The organism is Rhodococcus sp. 06-235-1A, assembly GCF_002258785.1.
Lineage (GTDB): Bacteria > Actinomycetota > Actinomycetes > Mycobacteriales > Mycobacteriaceae > Rhodococcoides.
This window is the reverse complement of record NZ_NOYI01000002.1, coordinates 362734-381277: the sequence shown is the minus strand read 5'-3', so window position 1 is coordinate 381277 and position 18544 is coordinate 362734. Positions and strand designations below refer to the sequence as shown.

At 60.5% G+C, this 18544-nt stretch carries 14 protein-coding genes and 1 tRNA gene; 4 read left to right on the top strand and 11 right to left on the bottom strand.

Annotated features, from left to right (window positions below):
- Nucleotides 1-18: 18 nt before the first annotated feature.
- Nucleotides 19-92: transfer RNA gene (locus CH275_RS01710), tRNA-Pro, on the top strand.
- 1996 nt (nt 93-2088) lie between these two features.
- On the opposite strand, the gene CH275_RS01700 is transcribed toward CH275_RS01710, so the two are convergent.
- The 10 genes from CH275_RS01700 to CH275_RS01655 all read right to left on the bottom strand — a co-directional run bounded on the left by CH275_RS01700 (nt 2089) and on the right by CH275_RS01655 (nt 14184).
- Nucleotides 2089-6390 (bottom strand): condensation domain-containing protein, encoded by a 4302-nt coding sequence (locus CH275_RS01700; protein ID WP_094674541.1) that lies wholly within the window; start codon nt 6388-6390, stop codon nt 2089-2091.
- A 1-nt stretch (nt 6391) separates the two neighbouring features.
- Nucleotides 6392-6601: a phosphopantetheine-binding protein gene (locus CH275_RS01695; RefSeq protein ID WP_218828742.1), complete on the bottom strand. Its 210-nt coding sequence runs from the start codon at nt 6599-6601 to the stop codon at nt 6392-6394.
- Between the two features lie 102 nt (nt 6602-6703).
- The gene (locus CH275_RS01690) at nt 6704-8245 is read right to left on the bottom strand and encodes a long-chain-fatty-acid--CoA ligase (RefSeq protein ID WP_032389142.1); all 1542 of its coding nucleotides are present in this window, start codon (nt 8243-8245) and stop codon (nt 6704-6706) included.
- A complete protein-coding gene (locus CH275_RS01685; protein ID WP_052066535.1) occupies nt 8242-8787 on the bottom strand; it encodes an FcoT family thioesterase in 546 nt (181 codons plus the stop codon). The genes CH275_RS01690 and CH275_RS01685 overlap by 4 nt, the downstream gene beginning before the upstream one ends.
- Complete coding sequence (gene scoE, locus CH275_RS01680; RefSeq protein WP_094674539.1) at nt 8784-9701, bottom strand: (3R)-3-[(carboxymethyl)amino]fatty acid oxygenase/decarboxylase; 918 nt, start codon at nt 9699-9701, stop codon at nt 8784-8786. The genes CH275_RS01685 and scoE overlap by 4 nt, the downstream gene beginning before the upstream one ends.
- Before the next feature lie 166 nt (nt 9702-9867).
- Nucleotides 9868-10650: an ABC transporter ATP-binding protein gene (locus CH275_RS01675; protein ID WP_094674537.1), complete on the bottom strand. Its 783-nt coding sequence runs from the start codon at nt 10648-10650 to the stop codon at nt 9868-9870.
- Nucleotides 10651-10652: 2 nt separating this feature from the next.
- A complete protein-coding gene (locus tag CH275_RS01670) occupies nt 10653-11699 on the bottom strand; it encodes a FecCD family ABC transporter permease (RefSeq protein WP_218828741.1) in 1047 nt (348 codons plus the stop codon).
- The gene (locus CH275_RS01665; RefSeq protein ID WP_218828740.1) at nt 11696-12793 is read right to left on the bottom strand and encodes an ABC transporter substrate-binding protein; all 1098 of its coding nucleotides are present in this window, start codon (nt 12791-12793) and stop codon (nt 11696-11698) included. The genes CH275_RS01670 and CH275_RS01665 overlap by 4 nt, the downstream gene beginning before the upstream one ends.
- Before the next feature lie 102 nt (nt 12794-12895).
- Nucleotides 12896-13126 (bottom strand): heavy-metal-associated domain-containing protein, encoded by a 231-nt coding sequence (locus CH275_RS30325; RefSeq protein WP_032389146.1) that lies wholly within the window; start codon nt 13124-13126, stop codon nt 12896-12898.
- A 215-nt stretch (nt 13127-13341) separates the two neighbouring features.
- The gene (locus CH275_RS01655) at nt 13342-14184 is read right to left on the bottom strand and encodes an NmrA family NAD(P)-binding protein (RefSeq protein WP_094674535.1); all 843 of its coding nucleotides are present in this window, start codon (nt 14182-14184) and stop codon (nt 13342-13344) included.
- Between the two features lie 63 nt (nt 14185-14247).
- Here CH275_RS01655 and CH275_RS01650 point away from each other — a divergent pair, with 63 nt between their 5' ends.
- The gene (locus CH275_RS01650) at nt 14248-14589 is read left to right on the top strand and encodes a winged helix-turn-helix transcriptional regulator (protein ID WP_094643454.1); all 342 of its coding nucleotides are present in this window, start codon (nt 14248-14250) and stop codon (nt 14587-14589) included.
- Nucleotides 14590-14606: 17 nt separating this feature from the next.
- Here CH275_RS01650 and CH275_RS01645 read toward each other — a convergent pair whose 3' ends face one another.
- Complete coding sequence (locus tag CH275_RS01645) at nt 14607-15182, bottom strand: sigma-70 family RNA polymerase sigma factor (RefSeq protein WP_032389148.1); 576 nt, start codon at nt 15180-15182, stop codon at nt 14607-14609.
- Nucleotides 15183-15244: 62 nt separating this feature from the next.
- On the opposite strand from CH275_RS01645, the gene CH275_RS01640 reads away from it, so the two are divergent.
- Nucleotides 15245-16000: a zf-HC2 domain-containing protein gene (locus tag CH275_RS01640; protein WP_179275915.1), complete on the top strand. Its 756-nt coding sequence runs from the start codon at nt 15245-15247 to the stop codon at nt 15998-16000.
- Nucleotides 16001-16156: 156 nt separating this feature from the next.
- Complete coding sequence (locus CH275_RS01635; protein ID WP_230598160.1) at nt 16157-18346, top strand: heavy metal translocating P-type ATPase; 2190 nt, start codon at nt 16157-16159, stop codon at nt 18344-18346.
- Nucleotides 18347-18544 lie beyond the last annotated feature (198 nt).

Sequence of the window (18544 nt, the reverse complement as noted above, 5' to 3'; positions counted from 1 at the left end):
GCGCCTTTCGAGGCGCGGCGGGCTGTGGCGCAGCTTGGTAGCGCACTTGACTGGGGGTCAAGTGGTCGCAGGTTCAAATCCTGTCAGCCCGACATTGATAGATGCAGGTCAGAGGCGGTTTCGGAGAAATCCGGAGCCGCCTTTTTTGGCTTAAAGTAAGGCTCCGTGCCGCTCAGTGTCACTACTCGTTCCTTAGTTGATTTTCGGAGTCCACAGGCGTCCGCCTCGAACGCTATGGCTGAGTCGAGGTTCGGACGCTTGGACCGCGCGAAACTCGGATCCCGGATCAAACTCGTGTGTGAACGGTTCGAGTCCTGACGGCGATCGGTCACGCGCGTTCGCACCGAGCGATCTCAACCCTCTTGCGGGGTGGTTCAGTCGACCTGGCAGTGGCCGATGTCAACCTCGTGAATTGCGTTTCTCGCACCATCGGCGGCAAAACACCTCTTCAACTCAGTTTGCGCCGCAATCGTGTCGACGACCTGCGTTAGCTACCCAAATGGACTTCCGAACAGTCCGAACACCTGCGGTGAGCATATCGGCGGGCCGCAGGGCTTGCGTCCACGCTCGAGATCCCGCAAGCCGTGGCGAACGAATCGCCAAAGCAGTCGAGTCGTCTCGTTCCGAGGGGACTCGGCGCACCTATTCCGCAGGGATGCGGCGTTTCCCAGGGTGGGTGCGTACTGGAGGGTCATGTCGCACTGGCGACGCACCCGGTCACTGTCGCCGCGTGTCTCGTCGACGCCGCCGACACACGAACCCAGACGGGGGACCGGGCCTACGCCGTCGCCACCTGGATCGCGGCCATCAACCACCACCACCGCACCACCGGGCACCCCTCGCGGTCCGCACACAAGCTGGCTGGTGTCCGCCACCTCTCCGGGATCCGCCGCGTGGGACCGACCCCGCACACCCCTCGACCCCTTGCTGGTCGACGACGTCAAGAACCTGATCGAGAGGGCCGTGCGCGGTGCCGCGGTTGGTCCGACGAGGTGCTCGGCCGCCGCGACTCCGTCATTCTGCTACCGGGGTTCGCGGGCGCGTTTCGCCGCAGCGAACTTCGGAGCTCGTCTGCGGGCACGTTGCCGTGCACCGACACGACGGACTCCACATAGAGTTACGAAAATCGAAGACCGACCAGGGGAGCAGTGAAGGCTCTGTTGTACGCAGACTTCCATGAGACCTGCCCACCCTGCGCCTACGTCGGACAGGCGCAAGGCGTTGCCGGGTTCGACGCCGTCGGCCGCCCCTGAGTCATCCGACTGCTCCACAACCAGGAACCGTTTGGCGGTCACGTATGCCGCGGGGGAGACGGGTTGCCTTCGTCTTCTAAGTCCTCGATCGCGACCCCCGTCTACAAAGCAAAGGCGCGGATAGCATTGCGCAGCGGAAGCAAAGTTGCAACGTCGAGCGCTTCGGGCAGGCTCCAGGACCGTGCGGCCGTAGCCACTCGGAACAGTGTCGGGCCCAAAGCCGCCCGCGCGCAAGATCTGGTGCACTACACTTCGAGCCGTCGGCATCGAAAGTGCTGTGGTTGCCGACTTCTTATGTCCGCACGATGGCGGGTTGAGTGTACGCCGCGTTTGTCATCGACGGCCAACCTCTCTTAGGGTGCAACGTCCCGAACCCCATGACAGCACCGTAGTTCTCGACGCGATCAACCGAGCGATCCGAGTTCCGCGCAGCGGAGGCGTGACTAATCTGGCGGGCTCACTCATCACAAAGACTGGGGAAGACAGTATCGTCAATAGCTTCGCTGGACGTCTCGACGAAATGGATTACCGATGCGTCCATCGGGACCGTCGGGGACGCCAAAGCCGACTCCCTCCCAGAGTGCGTCGGCGGCCTTTGCGAAACCGAGCTGAATAGACCACTCAGGCAGTGACGCGACTGCCCGCCAATCAAGTGCCACCGCGGACTACCTCCGCGATCCAGCCACGACCCCCCGGCAACATGTCGCCGGTGCGGATGGAACAAATCCACTCAATCCGAGTTCTTCACCTCCAAGCAGCCGATCGATCTCACTCAATTCGAAGTCTCTGGACTCGCCGGCGCAGTTCCGTTTATCAACCAAGAAGGATTGGTGCTTCAGGTTCGGGTGCGAAACTGGCGATCGCGATCGGCAAGTCGTTGTATTTCTGTGTCCGATACCACTGGTAACAGGTAGCAGTATCCGTCGATGTCCTTTGTGATAGGTATGTCGCTTTTAGGAACGATGCGAGCAGTTCTTACCACCGAGCACCAAACTGAGATCAGCTGCTTATGTTCGCTCGCAATGTGATCGGACGCTGCAACGAGCGCCCGCCATTGCTCAATCTCCACGCCGTGATGGGATCGATCGATCAACCCGACCGCGCGAACGATATCCACGAAGGGCGTAGCACTCGGTGGTCCCAGAGTGCGGACGATACCCACGTCAACGGATGAGTCCTTCACCTGAGCCACGATTGCCGCCGCAACGTCGTCGACGCAACTGAGCGGTTCGGCGACGTCGACCACAGGATAGGAGCCGATGGCCGCACATGCCCGCAGGACGGTCCACAAGGTGTCCTCGGCATTGACGGCATCAGTTCTTCGCGAACCGATCACTCGCCCAAGCCGGATAATCGAGACCGGCAAACCAGCGAGTTCCGCTGCGCGGACGATTTCCTCCGCGATGGCCTTGCTGGCCAAATATCCCGGCAGGTTCTTGGTTTCGATGAACTCGTGAACTGGCTGGTCGGACGCGACCCCTACGGTAGATAGCTGATGAAATGTGGCCCCGCCGCTGTCACGGCACAGTGCGAGCAGTTCTGACACTGCAACAGTATTGACCGGTCGAACACTCGTATAGGGCCGTAGCGGGCTTACCACTGCAGCGCAATTGATCACGTCGGTGATGTTTTCGGCCAACGCACCCCATTGTTCGTCACTCAATGCCAAACGAGGGGCTGCGAGGTCGCCAGGAATGATGTGCACATCTTGCATCAATCGTCGAATCTCGTTCGCGGACAGCGGTTCGCACTGCCGGAGAATGCGGTTGCGCTGCGAATCTCGTGGATTTTCCCCTCCTAACCCTCGGATTAGGACCGTGACTGTCACGTCCGGGTGCGCCAGTAGTTCTCGGAGTACGTGGATTCCTACGAATCCGGTCGCGCCAGTCAGCAGTACGTGTCGACCAAGGCCTCTGGCGTGGAGTCGGTGCACCTTGGACCACGACTTGATGCGCGTCAAAGTTCGGAAATCGTCCATCATCGCTGTTCGCTGTCGCCTGGACGAGGTCCCCGACGGCATCAGGGTGTCGAGTTCGCGGGCAAGCCCTCGGGCGGTCGGGTTTGTGAAAATCAATTCGGGTCGAACATCGAGACCTAGCGCACCACTGAGTCGGTTGGCAGCGGCAATGGTGTGCATCGAGTGCCCGCCAAGAAGAAAGAAGTCGGAATCGGCTGTGATCTCGGCGGTGCCGGTCACCTCGGCCCACACAGCGACGATCGCGGCTTCGGTGTCGTGTGTGGCCGAAGTCGACGGGAGTTCGGTCGGTGTGCGGTCGACCATCGCCACGAGCGCTGCGCGATTCAGTTTTCCGTTCCCGGTGAGTGGCAGGCTGTCTACTATCGTAATCGAATTCGGCCTGGAGCTTGTGGGTAGAAGCCCGTTGAGCCCAATCCCGATGTCCGCGGAGTTCAGTACGCAATCCGAGGCTACAACGAAGCTGTGAATGGTCGGCATGATGCCACCGCGACGTGCGATCACGGTTGCCGAATTCGCGACGCCGGGAAGAGTGGCGATCGCCTTGTCGATTCCAGTGGGCTCGACCCTGTGACCACTGATCTTCACTTGGTCGTCGGTCCGTCCGATGAACCTCAGCAGTCCGTCGTCCGAGGCGCTGACCAAATCTCCGGTCCGGTATGCATGGACCGAGCGTTCATCGCCGGTGCCGCGGCCGAGAACCACTGTGCCGAAGTTGTTTCCGTTCTCACTGTCCGTTGCGGTGTATGCCCGTGCGACGGTAGGGCCGTACAGGCACAACTCGCCGATCCGACGAGAGCCGTCGTCCGGCGTGACGTTGTCGACGAGAAGAAATGCACCGACTGTCGAGATAGGACCCCCGATCGGGACACCGTCGTTTGGGTTGTCCTGGGGCCGAAGTTCAGCGGTCGTGGCTACTACTGTCGCCTCGCTCGGCCCATAGGTGTTAATCAATCGAACTGTCCAGTGCCGGTCAGCGGCCAATTCGTGCCACCGCGCAATATGTGTAGCAGATGCCGCCTCGCCGCCTATGATTACCATCCGAACCGATTCGGGTAGATCCAGGGCTTGTCGCTCGAGGCCGACCACGAGTTCATGCCACAGGGCAGTGGGCAGATCGAGGACAGTGATGCGTTCGTTACGTACCAGTGTTATCAGCGAGCCCAACGATCGCTTGTCGTCATTGCTGGCCACAACCAGCGTTGCACCTGCGGTCAGCGTGAGGAACACTTCCTCGACGCTGGTATCTGCATGCAACGGCGCGAACTGCAGCACTCGGTCGAGGTGGTCGATACAGTAATGTGCGGAGACTCCGGCAATGAAGGCGTTCAGATTGCGCCTCGAGACGGCGATGGCCTTTGGGGTTCCAGTCGACCCTGAGGTAAAGATTGTGTACGCATCACCGGTGGAAGCGTGCGACAGGACTCGATCTTCCGAATCCGGTTGTTCTGCGGGGTATTGCACGGGCGTTGCGTCAGCGACGGTGTTGGTGGTGGCTGCCCGTGTCGAGCTGTCGTACACAGCCGCTGGGTGGAGGTGCCTGACGGTGGCCATTCGACGAGCGAAGTCTGCAGCATTCGCGTCGAGCGCCATATAGGGCGTGCCGAGCAGAAGCGCCGCGAGCATCACCACAATGTCGCGCCCATTTCCCATCGGATAGAACACAATCAGTTTCGAGGTCGGTGCCGTAGTGCGAACTGCATCGGCGACGGTGTTAGCTGCTTGCATCAACTGACGCCTGGTGAGGTTGAAGGATGTCGATCCGGTGGTGCCTGCCAGTGCTGGCGCAGCCGGGTTTTCCATGACCAGGTCCGCGATCGACTCCATCACATCGGCAACTTCGGTGTCTGACGGCACTGGACCAACAGGTACGATTATGCGGCTCAGATCGTCCGTTCGTGAGTGTGGATCTGCGATTGCGGCGCTGATCATGGTGGTCAGGAGTTGGTGGATCCGGGCAAGGTGGACGTCGTCGTAGCGCCGGGGGTTAACGTCGATGCATACTGTCAAACCGCTCCCGGTAGAGCGGCGGTAGATGTCGATCGTGATGTCCTCGACGGGTCCTGGCGTCAGGTTGTGGGCTGTCGCACTGATGCCCGGAAGGTTCAGGTCGTAGTCGAAGGCCATTATGTTCACGACCGGACCGAATAGTCGGCGGTCGCCGCCGAGAGTCTGAGTTTCTGCTCTGAGGTCCTCGTACCGATAGCGTGCATGTTTGCGCGACTGGCGTAGTTGTTCGAAGACCGTGCGCGCGATCGCAGCTACGGAGTGGGCGGGTTCGACTCGCACGGGCACGGCGATGGCACCGAGGATCATGCACGGGGTCTCGGCTGCGCACGAACCCAATCGATTACTGATTGGGACCCCCAGTGAGACGTCTGCGACGCCGGTCTCGCAAGCAGTCATCGCGGCGACAACTCCCAGCAGTAGATCCGACCATACGACTCGCGCAAGGTGGGACGCTCGAGCCAATGCGACGAACTGCTCTTCGGGAAAATCGATGACAGAGCGGCGAAACGTGTTCGACGGCATGCCGTTTCGGACCGATAACGTCGGCGCGAAGGAGCCCGAGAGTAGTGATGTCCAGTAGGCACGGTCGGTGAGCCGCTGTGCGCTATGGACGTAGCTCTGGTCCTCGGCTATCACATCGGCCAGTGATCGGGTGGACGCGCCAGGTGCTATACGCCCAGCCGAAGCTGCACGGTACAACACCGACACGCGAGCGCCGATCAGCGCGAACGAGTATCCGTCGAGTGCGAAGTGATGCGCGCGGTGATACCAGAAGAAGCGAGCGGATCCGATGCGGAACACGATGTGCCGGCACAGTGTGTCCACCGCTGGGTTCAGGGGAGCCGAGACGTCGCCCTGCATGATTTCCAACGCGTCATGTTCCGGATCAGAACGATCGGTGAGGTCGACTACTTCCACCGGTACGTCTGCGCGGTTCCCTACTCGTTGGTATGAGCGTTTCTTGTCGGTAACTACAGTCAGTCGCGTCGCGTCGGTTTCCGCGATCATCGTGCGCAGAGCTTCGACGAAGCGATCGACGTTCAGTGCCCCGAGAAAATCGACGTACTCGGCGATGTTGAACGCCGGGTTCTGTGGATCGAGCTGTTGAGCCTTCAGGATGCCCCGTTGTGCACCGGTCAGTTCCAGTCGCATATCACGAACTCTCGTCGGTCAAGACCCGATACCAATGCGCCAAGTGCAGATCCTCGGCCAGCTCGGCGAATGTGACGTCTGCTCCCGCAGATCGAAAGTGCTCGATCAGCGAGTGCAGACGTATCGACTCGAGACCGAGGTCAGCGAGGTCGGTCGATGACGTCAGCTCGTTCGGGTCGACGAATAATACGTCGGCTATTGCTGCGTTCACGTCGGCTCGACATGGCGGGGTTTCCATCGATCGATTGTCGCCTCGTTCTGAGTTGCGGTTCGGGCCTGTAGCGAGAATTCGGGGTGCTCTCCAGCAGATCGGTCAGTTCACTTGACGTTCGTTCTCGGTCCAGTACCGCTCCCGTAGAGAGCGCCGGAGTATCTTTCCGCTGGCATTGCGCGGAATGGACTCGATGAACTCGTACCGGGCGGGCATCTTGTACGGAGCTATCCGGCCGTTCAGATGGTTGGCTACCTCTCGGATGGACAGGCGCGATTTCGGTTCGCGCTGAACGAAAGCGAGCACCGATTCACCCCAGCGATCGTCGGGGATGCCGATCACTGCGGCATCGCGCACGTGATCGTGTTCGGTCAACGCGCGTTCGATTTCCGCTGGGTACACGTTTTCTCCGGCGACGATCACGATGTCCTTGACTCGATCACGGATGAACAGGAACCCCTCGGAATCGATGTATCCGGCGTCCCCGGTTCGAATCCATCCATCGACCAGCGTGTCGGCGGTAGCGTCTGGGCGATCGAAGTACTCGATCATCCGGGCCGGGCTGCTGACCAGGATTTCGCCGATGTCTCCCTCCGGGGCCGGCAAGCCGTCGGAATCGACGATTGCAATCTCGATGCCGGGGTAGGGGCGGCCTGCAGCCTCGATTCGGGTCATCGAGACACCGTGCTCGGCGGGTGGCAAGCACAGTGCGGTGTTGCCGGTCTCGGTGAGTCCGTAGATCTGTGCAAAGTGGCAGTCGAACATCGTCTGCGCGCGTGTGAGCAGCGCTCGCCCGATCGGTGATCCGCCGTATACGACTTTACGTAGAGAGCGGAAATCAGTTTTACTGCAACTGATTTCGGAAATGATCATATGCATCATTGCGGGTACCAGGCAGGTGGTTGTGATGTGTCTGCTGCGGATCGCGGCAAGCGCAGCTGCGGCGGAGAACGACGGAATTATCACGTTGACGACGCCGGCATTCAGTCCCTGTGTGGCCCACCAGAGTCCGCCGATGTGGAACGAAGGCAACGCTATGAGATTGATATCGTTGTGTTTCCAGTCGATCCAGTCCAGGCCGGCGGCGTCGAGGAGTTCGCGGACGGCAAAGAATGTTCGGTGTGCCAGAACGACACCCTTGGGGTGGCCTGTGGTTCCGCTGGTATAAATCTGGACGACGGGATCATCGCGTGTCCATACGGCACCGGCCGGTAGGAACGGTCGCTGCGCATCGCGCCATTGTGCAAACGGTGCCCCGCTCGTGTCGATCGAGTGCAGAACGGTGGCCGCGTGATCCGCGGTGGGCTGATCGGTGAACAGCACTCGCGCGCCGGAATCTTTCACCACGAAATCCACTTCGACTGCGGCAAGTCGACAATTCACCGGAACCAGCACGGCCCCCACGTGCGCGCACGCGTAAAGAATTTCGTAGAAGGCGATGCTGTCACGGCCGAGGTACGCAACTCGGTCGTGCGGGCCGACACCGAGCTCGTCGAGGGCGCCTGCGACTCGCAGACTTCGTCCGAGGAGTTCTTCGTAGGTGACCGATTCGTCCTCGCAGGTCAGCGACACTCGATCTGGGTAGCGCTGTGCCCAAGATGTAAGTCCGACATGCAGCGTGTCGGGCGTAGAGATCCTGTTCATGCTTGGTGACCAGCCGGTGGGTCGATGATAGCCACGGAGACATCTCCTGTCGCCCGGCCGCCTTTGTCGTCACTGAACTCGATGTGCGTTTCGACGGTCACTACAGCGCGGGAACGGTGACGGAATCCGATGTCGGTAATCGTCATCTCGGCTCGATACGATCGCGGGTCGATGGGCCGCGAATAGTTAGTGCTCATGCGGTGGATGAGTATGTTGGGCAGCTGGCGGGGCCAGTAGTCCTCGAGTGTCCACCCCGAGAACTGGGGGAGGACGTTGTCCTGAATGCACGCGGCCAGCGTGTAGTAGAAGAGCTGGTTGTAAGAAATGTTGAACTCGACGGCATTGAAGTGGCCGGTGTCGTCGATGTAACAAGACTCCGCAATCGAGAATTGTCCGGACCCCACTGCGAGGCCGTCGTGCACGTCGACCGATGCTCGCTCGAGATAGATACATCCTTTACCTGCGTACGGGCGCATGGCGCGCTCGAGAAGAGCGGCGGAGTGGTTCGCTGTATCGGCCGCCGCGCCAGTTGTGGATGTCATTTCACTGCCGCCTCTCCGCGATCAACACCCGCGTGCCGGACCCAGTTGAGCGGATGCCCGTCGTGCACCGTTATTCGATGAGACTCGACCGGTTCGTTCGAGGAGGTGTGAAGTGCTCGATGTACCAGAGATCGGTTGTCCCACAAAAGAATATCCCCCGGTTCGTAGGTCTGCAGGAAGATACTTGGGTGGGTGAACGTCGAATCGAGTTGGCCTGATGTCCGGAAAAGCTCGGTGAGCAGTTCGGCGGGGAGAGCGTCTCCGTCACGGTCTTCGATCGCGTAGGTGAAAGCCTCGCTGATGTAGAGCACTGCTTCCCCGGTTACCGGGTGCTCGATCACGGTCGGCCGCATCTGCGGTGGTGTATTCGCTTCGACTTCCGCGACGATCTCGCCCAGCGGGCGATACACGTCCGACGGCCGGATCTTGACATATCTGCGTGAGCTGTGCCACGAATTAGACAGAACAACAACGTCTTTGATCCGAGGATCCAGATCCTGGAAGGCTTCTCCCATGTCGATGAAATATGTGCCGCGGTTTCGTTCGGGCAGTATTTGCGGATAGATCAGGGTGATCGCGAACGGATCCGGCATGAATTGGTAGTCGGAATGCCAGAACTTTCCGGTCTTCGGAACCCCGATTCGGCTGCCACCCGATGGTTGATTCGACGAGACAAAGATCTTCGGATGACCAGGTAGGTGATACATGGACTCGTAATACACAGCAGGGCTTCCGAGCAACGCACCGAGAGCGACGAATTCGTCGTGGTCGAGCTCCTGCTCTTTCAGGAGCACAATTTTGTCCCGATAGATGTGCTCGAGGATCGTCGACACCTCAGACTCGGTAGCCGTGCTGGGGTGGAATCCGTGTACTTGGACCCCTCGCGTCACGTTCGGCTGTGGCGAGACGAGCATGGGAACCTCGGGCTTTCGGTGAACGGAACAAGAATTGAGCGGCCTCTGCGGCAAACGCACGACGTGGAAGAGCAGTTACCGGAGTAGTCGGGCACTTCGGCTGGTTAGTTCCGCAGAATCGGGTACGGATCGATCACAGGTGATCGAGGGGCGTGCGCGCGATCGATCAGGTGTGGCGACTGCTGTGCGGCAGAGCCATCGCGACATGGGGACGTCCGGTAATCGGATGGTCGATGACGAGGGCATCGACACCGAATACCTCCAGCAACAGCGCTGGTGTGAGGGTCGCGCGTGGCTCCCCGACAGCAACGATTCTTCCGCGATCGAGGACGGCGATCGTATCTGCATGTGCAAGTGCATGGTCGAGGTCGTGCATAGCCAACAGAACAGTCGTTTCGAGGTTCTCCAGTAAGTCCAGCAGCTCGAATTGAGCTCGGACGTCGAGGTGGTTGGTGGGTTCGTCCAGGATGATGACGGGTGCTTGTTGGGCGAGCGCCCGGGCGAGTAGTACGCGCTGGCGCTCGCCTCCGGAGAGTGTGGAGAAGGGTCGCTGAGCGAACTCACAGACGTGAACGATCGACATCGCATTGTCGATGAGCCGGCGGTCGGTGTCGTTGTCCGTCTCGAAGTATCCCTTGTGGGGCGAGCGGCCCATCGCGACGATCTCGCGGACGGTGAAGTCCGTGCCTGCACCTTGATGTTGTGTGACCACTGCGCGCTGTCTGGCGACGGCCTTCGCCGGTGTCTGCCAGATATCACTGTCACCGATCAGTACGGTCCCCATGGTCGGCTTCGCTGCTCGGTAGACGGCGCGAAGCAGAGTCGACTTTCCAGACCCGTTCGGACCGATCAGGGCCGTCGTTCGGTTCGACTGGGCCTCGAACGAGATGGAGTCCAGGATTTTGTGCGCGTCGATGTCGATATCGACGGCAGACACGATGACTCTCAAGTTCAAGCCTCCGTTTTGCTTTGTTTGAGCAACCACAGAAAGAACGGGCCACCCAACGCCGCAGTGAAGATCGTCAGTGGATACTCGTTCGGCGGATCTATGGCCCTTGCGGCAAGGTCGATCAGTACGAGGAACGCTGCACCGGAAATGGCCGCTACCGGCAGCAACCTTCGGTAGTCGGCACCAATGACGAATCGCGCAATATGCGGAATCATCAGACCCACGAAGCCGACACCACCGGCCATGCTCACCGATACTCCGGTCAACAGCGCGACAACTACGATCAAGAGCAGTCGCAACCGATCGACGTTGACTCCCAATGCGATTGCGTCGTCGTCGCCCATTGCCAACGCATTGAGGTTTCGACCCTGAAAGACGAGCCAGAGCGCAGACAGCAGGATGGCGGCGGTCGGTAGCATCAGATTTCCGAACTGGGCTCCAGCGACACTACCCATGATCCAGAACAGCATGCCGCGGATTTCGGCGGGCTCCGAATGTAGTTGCACGAGGGTGGTTCCCGCCATTGCCACTTGCCCCACTGCAACACCTGCCAGCACAATCCTGCCCCCGGTGAAACGCCCACCCCGTTGCGCGAAGAACAGGACGATGACCAGTGTCGCGATGGCCCCGATGAACGCTGCCACGGGCACGCCGAGTGAGCGCAAGGCCAATGACGTACCGGAGGACATCACGGCCACTGCGGCGAGTGATGCGCCGGACGAGACGCCGATCACGAACGGATCAGCGAGGGGATTTCGCACCAATCCTTGCAGCACCGCACCAGCAAGCGACAGTGCTGCGCCGACCAAGGCCGCGTAGGCGATTCGTGGTACTCGAAGGTTCCACACGATCATTTCGTACAACGGATCGGGCACCGGTCCGACGTGCAGAAGCTTGTATCGAACTACGGACCAGACCTGGGCGGGTGGGACCGGTATGGATCCGATGCAAATTGCCGAAATGGCCGCTGACAGCAACAAGGCCACACATAGCGCCAGCACCAACGTCAGCGGCCGATTTCGTAGCGTGTGTTGCAGAGCCGACGTCACTCCTGAAACGCGTCAGGGTGGGCAACCTTGGCGATTTTTTCTATCGCATCGGCGTTGGCCGGTCCGAGGTAGATGCCGTCGGATACCTTGACGTAGGAATTGTTCTGCGCCGCTGTCCATTGTGGATATGCAGCGAAGAGCTTCGCGGCCTCTGCATCGAGATCCTCGTTGGGTTTGTAGGCACCGATAACGAGTGTGTCGACGTCGGCCGCGGCGAGTTGTTCGGCGCTCAGGCTGGAGGTCAATCCCCAGCCTCCGTCCCGGAACACCGGTTCTCCGCCGGCGGATTCGACGACCGAGTCGTAGATGTTGCCGGAGAACACCGCGGGAAGGCCGTTGGCGTTCATCATCGCCATATCCGGGAATGCGATGAGCATGTTCTTCTTCGGTTCGTCGGCCACAGCGGACCGGACTGCGTCGATGCGCTCGCGCAGTTCACTGCTGACGGTCGCGGCGCGCTCCTCGACGTCGAAGATCTGTCCGATCAGTTCGATGAATTCGAGCGAGGACTCGACGGAGCCGTTTCTATACGCTTCTTCTTCTTCGGGCGTAACGTTGTCGGGCTTCGCATAACCACAGTTGACCGGGTTGACGATGGAATTGATTCCGGCGTCGGCGAGCGTCTCGCGTGATGCGAAGCCGAACTTGCTGTCGAAACCGCCGGAGTAGGTGGAGATGATCAGGTCCGGCTTAGCCGCCAACGCTTGTTCGGCAGGAACGTCGAGCATTGCGTTCAGTTCGATGTCTCCGGTGGGAAGCGCATCGACTTTCTCGACCATTCCCGGGGTATCGGAAACGCCGTAATGCTGAGTGTTGGCCAGCACCGAATCTTCCAGACCCAGATGAATCAGTGTCTCCACCTCCCCGACGGATGCACCCTGCATCAGCAACACTCGCTTCGGAGGTTCGGTGAAAGTTTGCTCGTAACCGCAGTTGTCAATGGTCAACGGGTACGTCACCGTCCCCTCGGCTGCGGCGGGAGCGCCTGTGGCGGTCTCGGTCGCCGTGGTATTCGTTGAGCCGCAACTGATTCCGACCAGGGATACGACGGCCGCGAGTGCGGTCCATCCGAGTGAGCGATTGTATGAGCGCAAAGCAAACTTCTTTCATCGGGCGACCTGTTCTATATGCATCCAGGTAGTCGGGTCGGCCGGTCAAAAAGTTCCGTGACATGGCTCATTCTTGTGAGTGATTCTTTATGCCGGCGGACCGCCGACGATGTCGAATGTGCCTCCCTCGTGCAACGCTGCTTGTACCACTGCGTCTGCGATGTGTTCGGTTGCGTCCACTAAAACAACGGAGGATTCTCCGGATTTGAGCTCCACAGTGACCGAACGGACCTCGGGGATCTCGGAAATCTCGTCGATGACGGTGTCGACACAACTTCGACAGTGCAGACCATCGACTCGAAGCGACCATGAGGGCATAGGGGAGTGCTCCAATTCTTCGGCGGAGAGGTATCGCAGCGGTGACCGACTGAACTCACACGCCCGCTGCGGCGATCGACGGATGACTTCGAGTTCGGATGTTCGGTACTCGGTTCTTCGTCACAGGTCGTCGCGAGTGACGGTCGAGTTCCCGGTGGCTACCGACTCCTTGTCAGCTGCGCTCCCCAGCGCCATTCTGTGCTGCCCGCGACTGCTCATACCCCGAGGTCAGACAACCATTGCTGCACACTGCGTGGACTGATACCGAGCAGTTTCTGGGCGGACCTGTCGTGCGATATAACCTCGTCGGGCTGGGCCGCGCGGTGACGGTAGGACTCGATGACCGGGCCTGCTGCGCCTTCGCCGAAAAGCGGAGTGATCATGTCGCCGTAGTGATCGGGGGTGATGGCGTCGAAGCCCACCGGGCGAGCAAAGTATGCGGCGAACCCCTTTGCCAGATCGTCACCCACTAGACCTGGTAGCGCGCCGACCGACACGATGCCCGAGACTGAGTGATCCGACAGGAGGCGAACCGCCACATCAGCGATATCGAGATGAGAACTCCAAGACGCGGCGTAGTCGTCGCGGATCGGGTACATCAGTCGGCCGTCCTCACGCACCGGCCCCAGCGAGACCGGTAGTAGCAAGTTTTCGAGAAAGAGTCTTGGCTCGATCACGGCATACGAAACTCCGCTCTCGGCCAGCTGGTGTGCAAAGATTTCGGCTGCCGAAGACGGAGAGGCCGATTCATCGATGGTGGCCCCACTGGTAGAGAACACCACACGCTCCGGCCGAGCGCGGCGCACGGCATCGGCGATCGCGTGTGCGAACGCCATTTGATCCTCGACTGGGCCGATGGGGATGTGTACGAAGATGCCATCGGTCCCGGTGTAGGCGTTCACAAGAGAGTCGACGGAGGTGTAGTCCACTGCTACTGAGGAGCCCCCGATCGCCGACGTGTTGCGCACTGCGGCGGTGGCGTGGTGGCCGGCGGCGGCCAGGGCGGACAGTACGGGTGAGCCTTGGGCACCGGAAGCGCCATGCACTATGTAGGTCATGTCCCCATTAATGCATATGATGCATCGGTTACATCAAGTGCACCAACAGTAGAGTGGTGCACTATGCGACCTATCAAGTTCGAGGACTGCACTGCGGAAACCTGCGGTATCACCCGCTTCCTCACGCTACTGGACGGCCCATGGGCTACGCTGGTAGTCCGCGAATTACTCACCGGCCCTAAACGTTTCGGTGAGCTCCTCACGGCGCTCGATGGCATCAGTGCGCATACACTGACCAACCGATTGCGAAAGTTCGAGACGCATGGCCTCGTGACTCGCACGGCGTACCCCGAGATTCCGCCGAGAGTGATCTACGAACTCACCCCGCTCGGTCACGAACTCAGCCCTGTCCTCGATGCCATGAACGCGTGGGCTTTGACAGTCCCCACGGGAGTATCGGACTGACCTTGAAGAGAGGGGCGCTACCCGGTGTTTTCTCCGTCTGCCCGGGCGGCTGCGACCAATTGCTCGCGTGCCCGCGCGACTCTGGATCGGACGGTGCCTATCGGGCATCCGAGAACGTGCGCCGCTTCGTCGTAAGACAGGCCGAGAACTTGCGTCAGAATCAGCGCCTCGCGCCTTTCTGTAGGAAGTCCGGCGAGCAACATACGGACCTCTACGAGATCCTCGGAATGATTGGTCGACGTCGAGGACTCCGAATGGGCGGTGTCGGCTGCTGCGATCCAGTCATCGCTGCCGACAAGTCGCGGTCGTGACATCGCGGATCTCACTTGGTCGACCACCACGCGTCGGGCAATCGACAAGAGCCAAGTACGCGCTGAGGACTGCGCGGCAAAGCGCGGCAACGACTTCATCGCACGCAGATACGTCTCTTGGGTGAGATCGTCCGCCGCCGCAACAGAACTCAAATGAGCGATGAATCGCCATACATCGCGCTGAGTTTCGCGGATGAACGACTCCAGAGCGCGGTGGTCCCCCCGGCCGGCAGCAAGAGCCAGCTCAGTGGTGCGCGCATCCCTGTCGGCCCTCGAGTTCACGTTCGTCAGAGTAGGGGACGGGCAGCGGGAACTTTACGGCAGCCCTGCGCGACAATGTAGATGTGGATTGCACATTGGCCAGGGAAGCACTGTCGGCTCGTATCGACGGGGAGCGAGAGCCGGTGCCCTCCGTACGCACGGACGAACACCTCGATAGCTGTGTGCAATGCCAAGCGTGGTACGCAGCGGCGTCGGAGGCCACCCGCGGTCTGCGGATCGGTTCGGCAGTCCGTACCCCGGATCTGACGTCCGAAATTCTCGCCGCGGTAGGCGTACCGATACCGCGCGGCCGCCCACAACGTGCCGTGCGGTGGGTCGTCACAGATCATCCATGGCGGGCAGTGCTGGCCGTCGTTGCCATAGCCCAGCTCGCGCTCGGTGCCACCCAAATCTTCGGTATCGGCCACGACCACAGCGGTGAGGCAATGGTCATGGGCCCAGATGCGATGGCGGGCCACCTGTTCAACGAGAGCACAGCATGGAACGTCGCTATCGGTGTCGGGTTCCTGGTAGCAGCCTGGCGGCCGAGAACCACTGCTGGGCTGATGCCGGTACTCGCTACCTTCACCGTCTTGCTGGCCGCATTCGTGATCACCGACACGATTTCGGGAGCTGTCACCGCCGAACGGGTTGCATCGCACGCCATTATTGCTATCGGTGTCTTGGTTACCGCGATGGTTCGTCGTAGCGAGGTCGACGACGGTTCACCGTCGCCGCATCGCCGGGTGGAAGACACCGACGACTTCGAGCTTCCCGAGGGCGCAAGGTATGGGCGTCGACGCGGTCATTTACGTGATTCGAACGATCCCGCGGCCTAGTACGCAGGGTGCAAATTTCAATTGCGCATTTTCGATACCGAGGAAAGAACCGATCGCATGTCAGTCACAACACCCCCCAGCGATGTAGTCGACGATGGACGAGTTTCGGAACCCGTTGACTCCGATACACCGCGAATCGCACTTGCCGTGTCCGGAATGACTTGTGGTGCTTGCGCCAACCGAATCGAACGCAAACTCAACAAGATCGACGGAGTCCGGGCCTCGGTCAACTACGCGACTGCGGTGGCCACCATCGAGGCACCGCCCTCGATGACGCCCCAGCAACTCTGCGACGTAGTCGACGCCGCGGGTTTTGGGGCGGAGGAATTCGTCGACCATGCCAGCACTGATACTTCGGCAGGCGACGAACATACTCGAAGCATCTTTCGACGTCTCGTGGTTGCGCTCGTGTTGTTCATTCCGTTGGCAGATCTGTCGATCATGTTTGCAGTCGTCCCCAGCACCCGTATCGCCGGTTGGCAGTTCATCCTCCTCGGTCTCGCACTTCCGGTAGTCGGATGGGCAGCGCTCCCGTTCCATCGAGCCGCGATTGCAGGGCTACGGCACCGTACGACCACCATGGACACGTTGGTGTCATCGGGGATCACCGCAGCGACCGGATGGTCGATCTACTCGATGTTCGTCCGAGACTCGACAGCTGACGAAACACGCGGCGTCTGGGCCGCCATCGTCTCGAGCGACTCGATCTACCTGGAGGTGGCTGTCGGAGTTACTGTCTTCGTCCTAGCAGGCCGCTATTTCGAGGCCAAAGCGAAACGCCGGGCCGGCGGAGCCCTACGGGCACTGGCCCAGTTGGGCGCTCGCGACGTGTCGGTTCTCTTGCGCAGCGGGGAAGAACTCAGAATCCCTGTCGCGGAGCTGAAAGAGGGCCAGAAGTTCGTCGTGCGCCCCGGCGAAGTCATCGCTGCCGACGGCCTCGTCGTGGACGGCGCGTGCAGCGTCGACACCAGCGCAATGACCGGCGAATCGCTCCCCGTCGACAAGTACGCTGGAGGCGCCGTGACCGGCGGAACCGTGGTCCTGGACGGCCGTCTGATTGTCGAAGCTGCAGCAGTCGGGTCCGATACTGCGCTCGCAGGAATGATCAGGCTCGTCGACGCTGCACAGTCGGGGAAGGCCGATCTTCAGCGTCTCGCCGACCGCATCTCGGGTGTGTTCGTCCCTGTCGTATTCGCCCTGGCCATTTGCACTTTCGTTGCCTGGGCCGTCGCCAGCGGAGATGTCGATGCGGCAGTGAGCGCCGCCCTCGCCGTCTTGATCATCGCGTGTCCCTGCGCACTCGGATTGGCGACGCCGACGGCCTTGATGGTTGCCTCTGGACGTGGAGCACAACTCGGAATCTTCATCAAAGGTCACCAGGCCCTGGAAGCCACGCGGACTGTGGACACCGTTGTATTCGACAAGACCGGAACCATCACCACCGGCGCTCTGACTTTCGAGTCGATCGTGGCACTGCCCGACGAAAACGAGGATGAGCTGTTGCTCCTTGCCGGAGCGGTAGAGCACGCGTCCGAACACGCCATTGCTGCGGCAATCGTCGGCGCAGCCCGCACGCGCGCCGACGTGCTGCCAGTGGTTGATGATTTCGCCGCGATGCCAGGAATGGGTGCACGAGGTTTCGTGGCCGGGCGTTCTGTCGAAATCGGTCGGCGCCGGTTGTTCGAAAACCGCGGTTGGGTCATTGCCGACACACTGCGTCACGCGCAGAACAACAGTGAAAGAATCGGGGCCACAGCGGTATACCTCGCGGTGGACGAGACGGTGCGTGCAGTTCTGATCGTCTCCGATACGGTCAAAGCTTCCGCTGCGGATGCGATCGCGCAATTGCGAGCTCTCGGGCTGCGGACTCTGATGGTGACCGGGGACAACGCATTTGCCGCACAGGTCGTCGCCGACGCCGTCGGGATCGATGAGGTGATAGCGGAGGTTCTGCCGGCAGGAAAGGTCGAGATCGTCGTATCGCTTCAGGAGGCCGGGCGAACGGTGGCAATGGTCGGCGATGGCATCAACGACGGACCAGCCTTGGCCACCGCCGATCTCGGATTGGCGATCGGTGCAGGAACCGACGTCGCCATCGGTGCTGCAGACATCATCGTTGTGCGCGATGATCTCGGTGCGGTTGTCGACTCGTTGGGTTTGGCCAAGGCCACCCTCGCTACCATCAAGGGCAACATGGTGTGGGCTTTCGGCTACAACATCGCTGCCATTCCCATAGCTGCTGCGGGTCTGCTGAACCCACTTCTTGCCGGTGCTGCCATGGCCTTCTCCTCATTCTTCGTTGTCTCCAACAGTCTCCGCCTCCGTCGTTACCGCCGAGCGCAGTAGCAATCGACGAACAAGGCAAGACGGGGTCTGCACTGAGCCGCGGATCCCCGTGTCGCATTGGGTACATTCCGCATCCAGGCTCGATCGGAGCTTTCCGAGAAGAATTCTGAGACAGTGGAATACGATTATCCGAATTCAGTTTGTTGCCCAGCGTCCCATTTCGTATGCGAAAAAAGTCGTAACCGTGATGATCCCGAG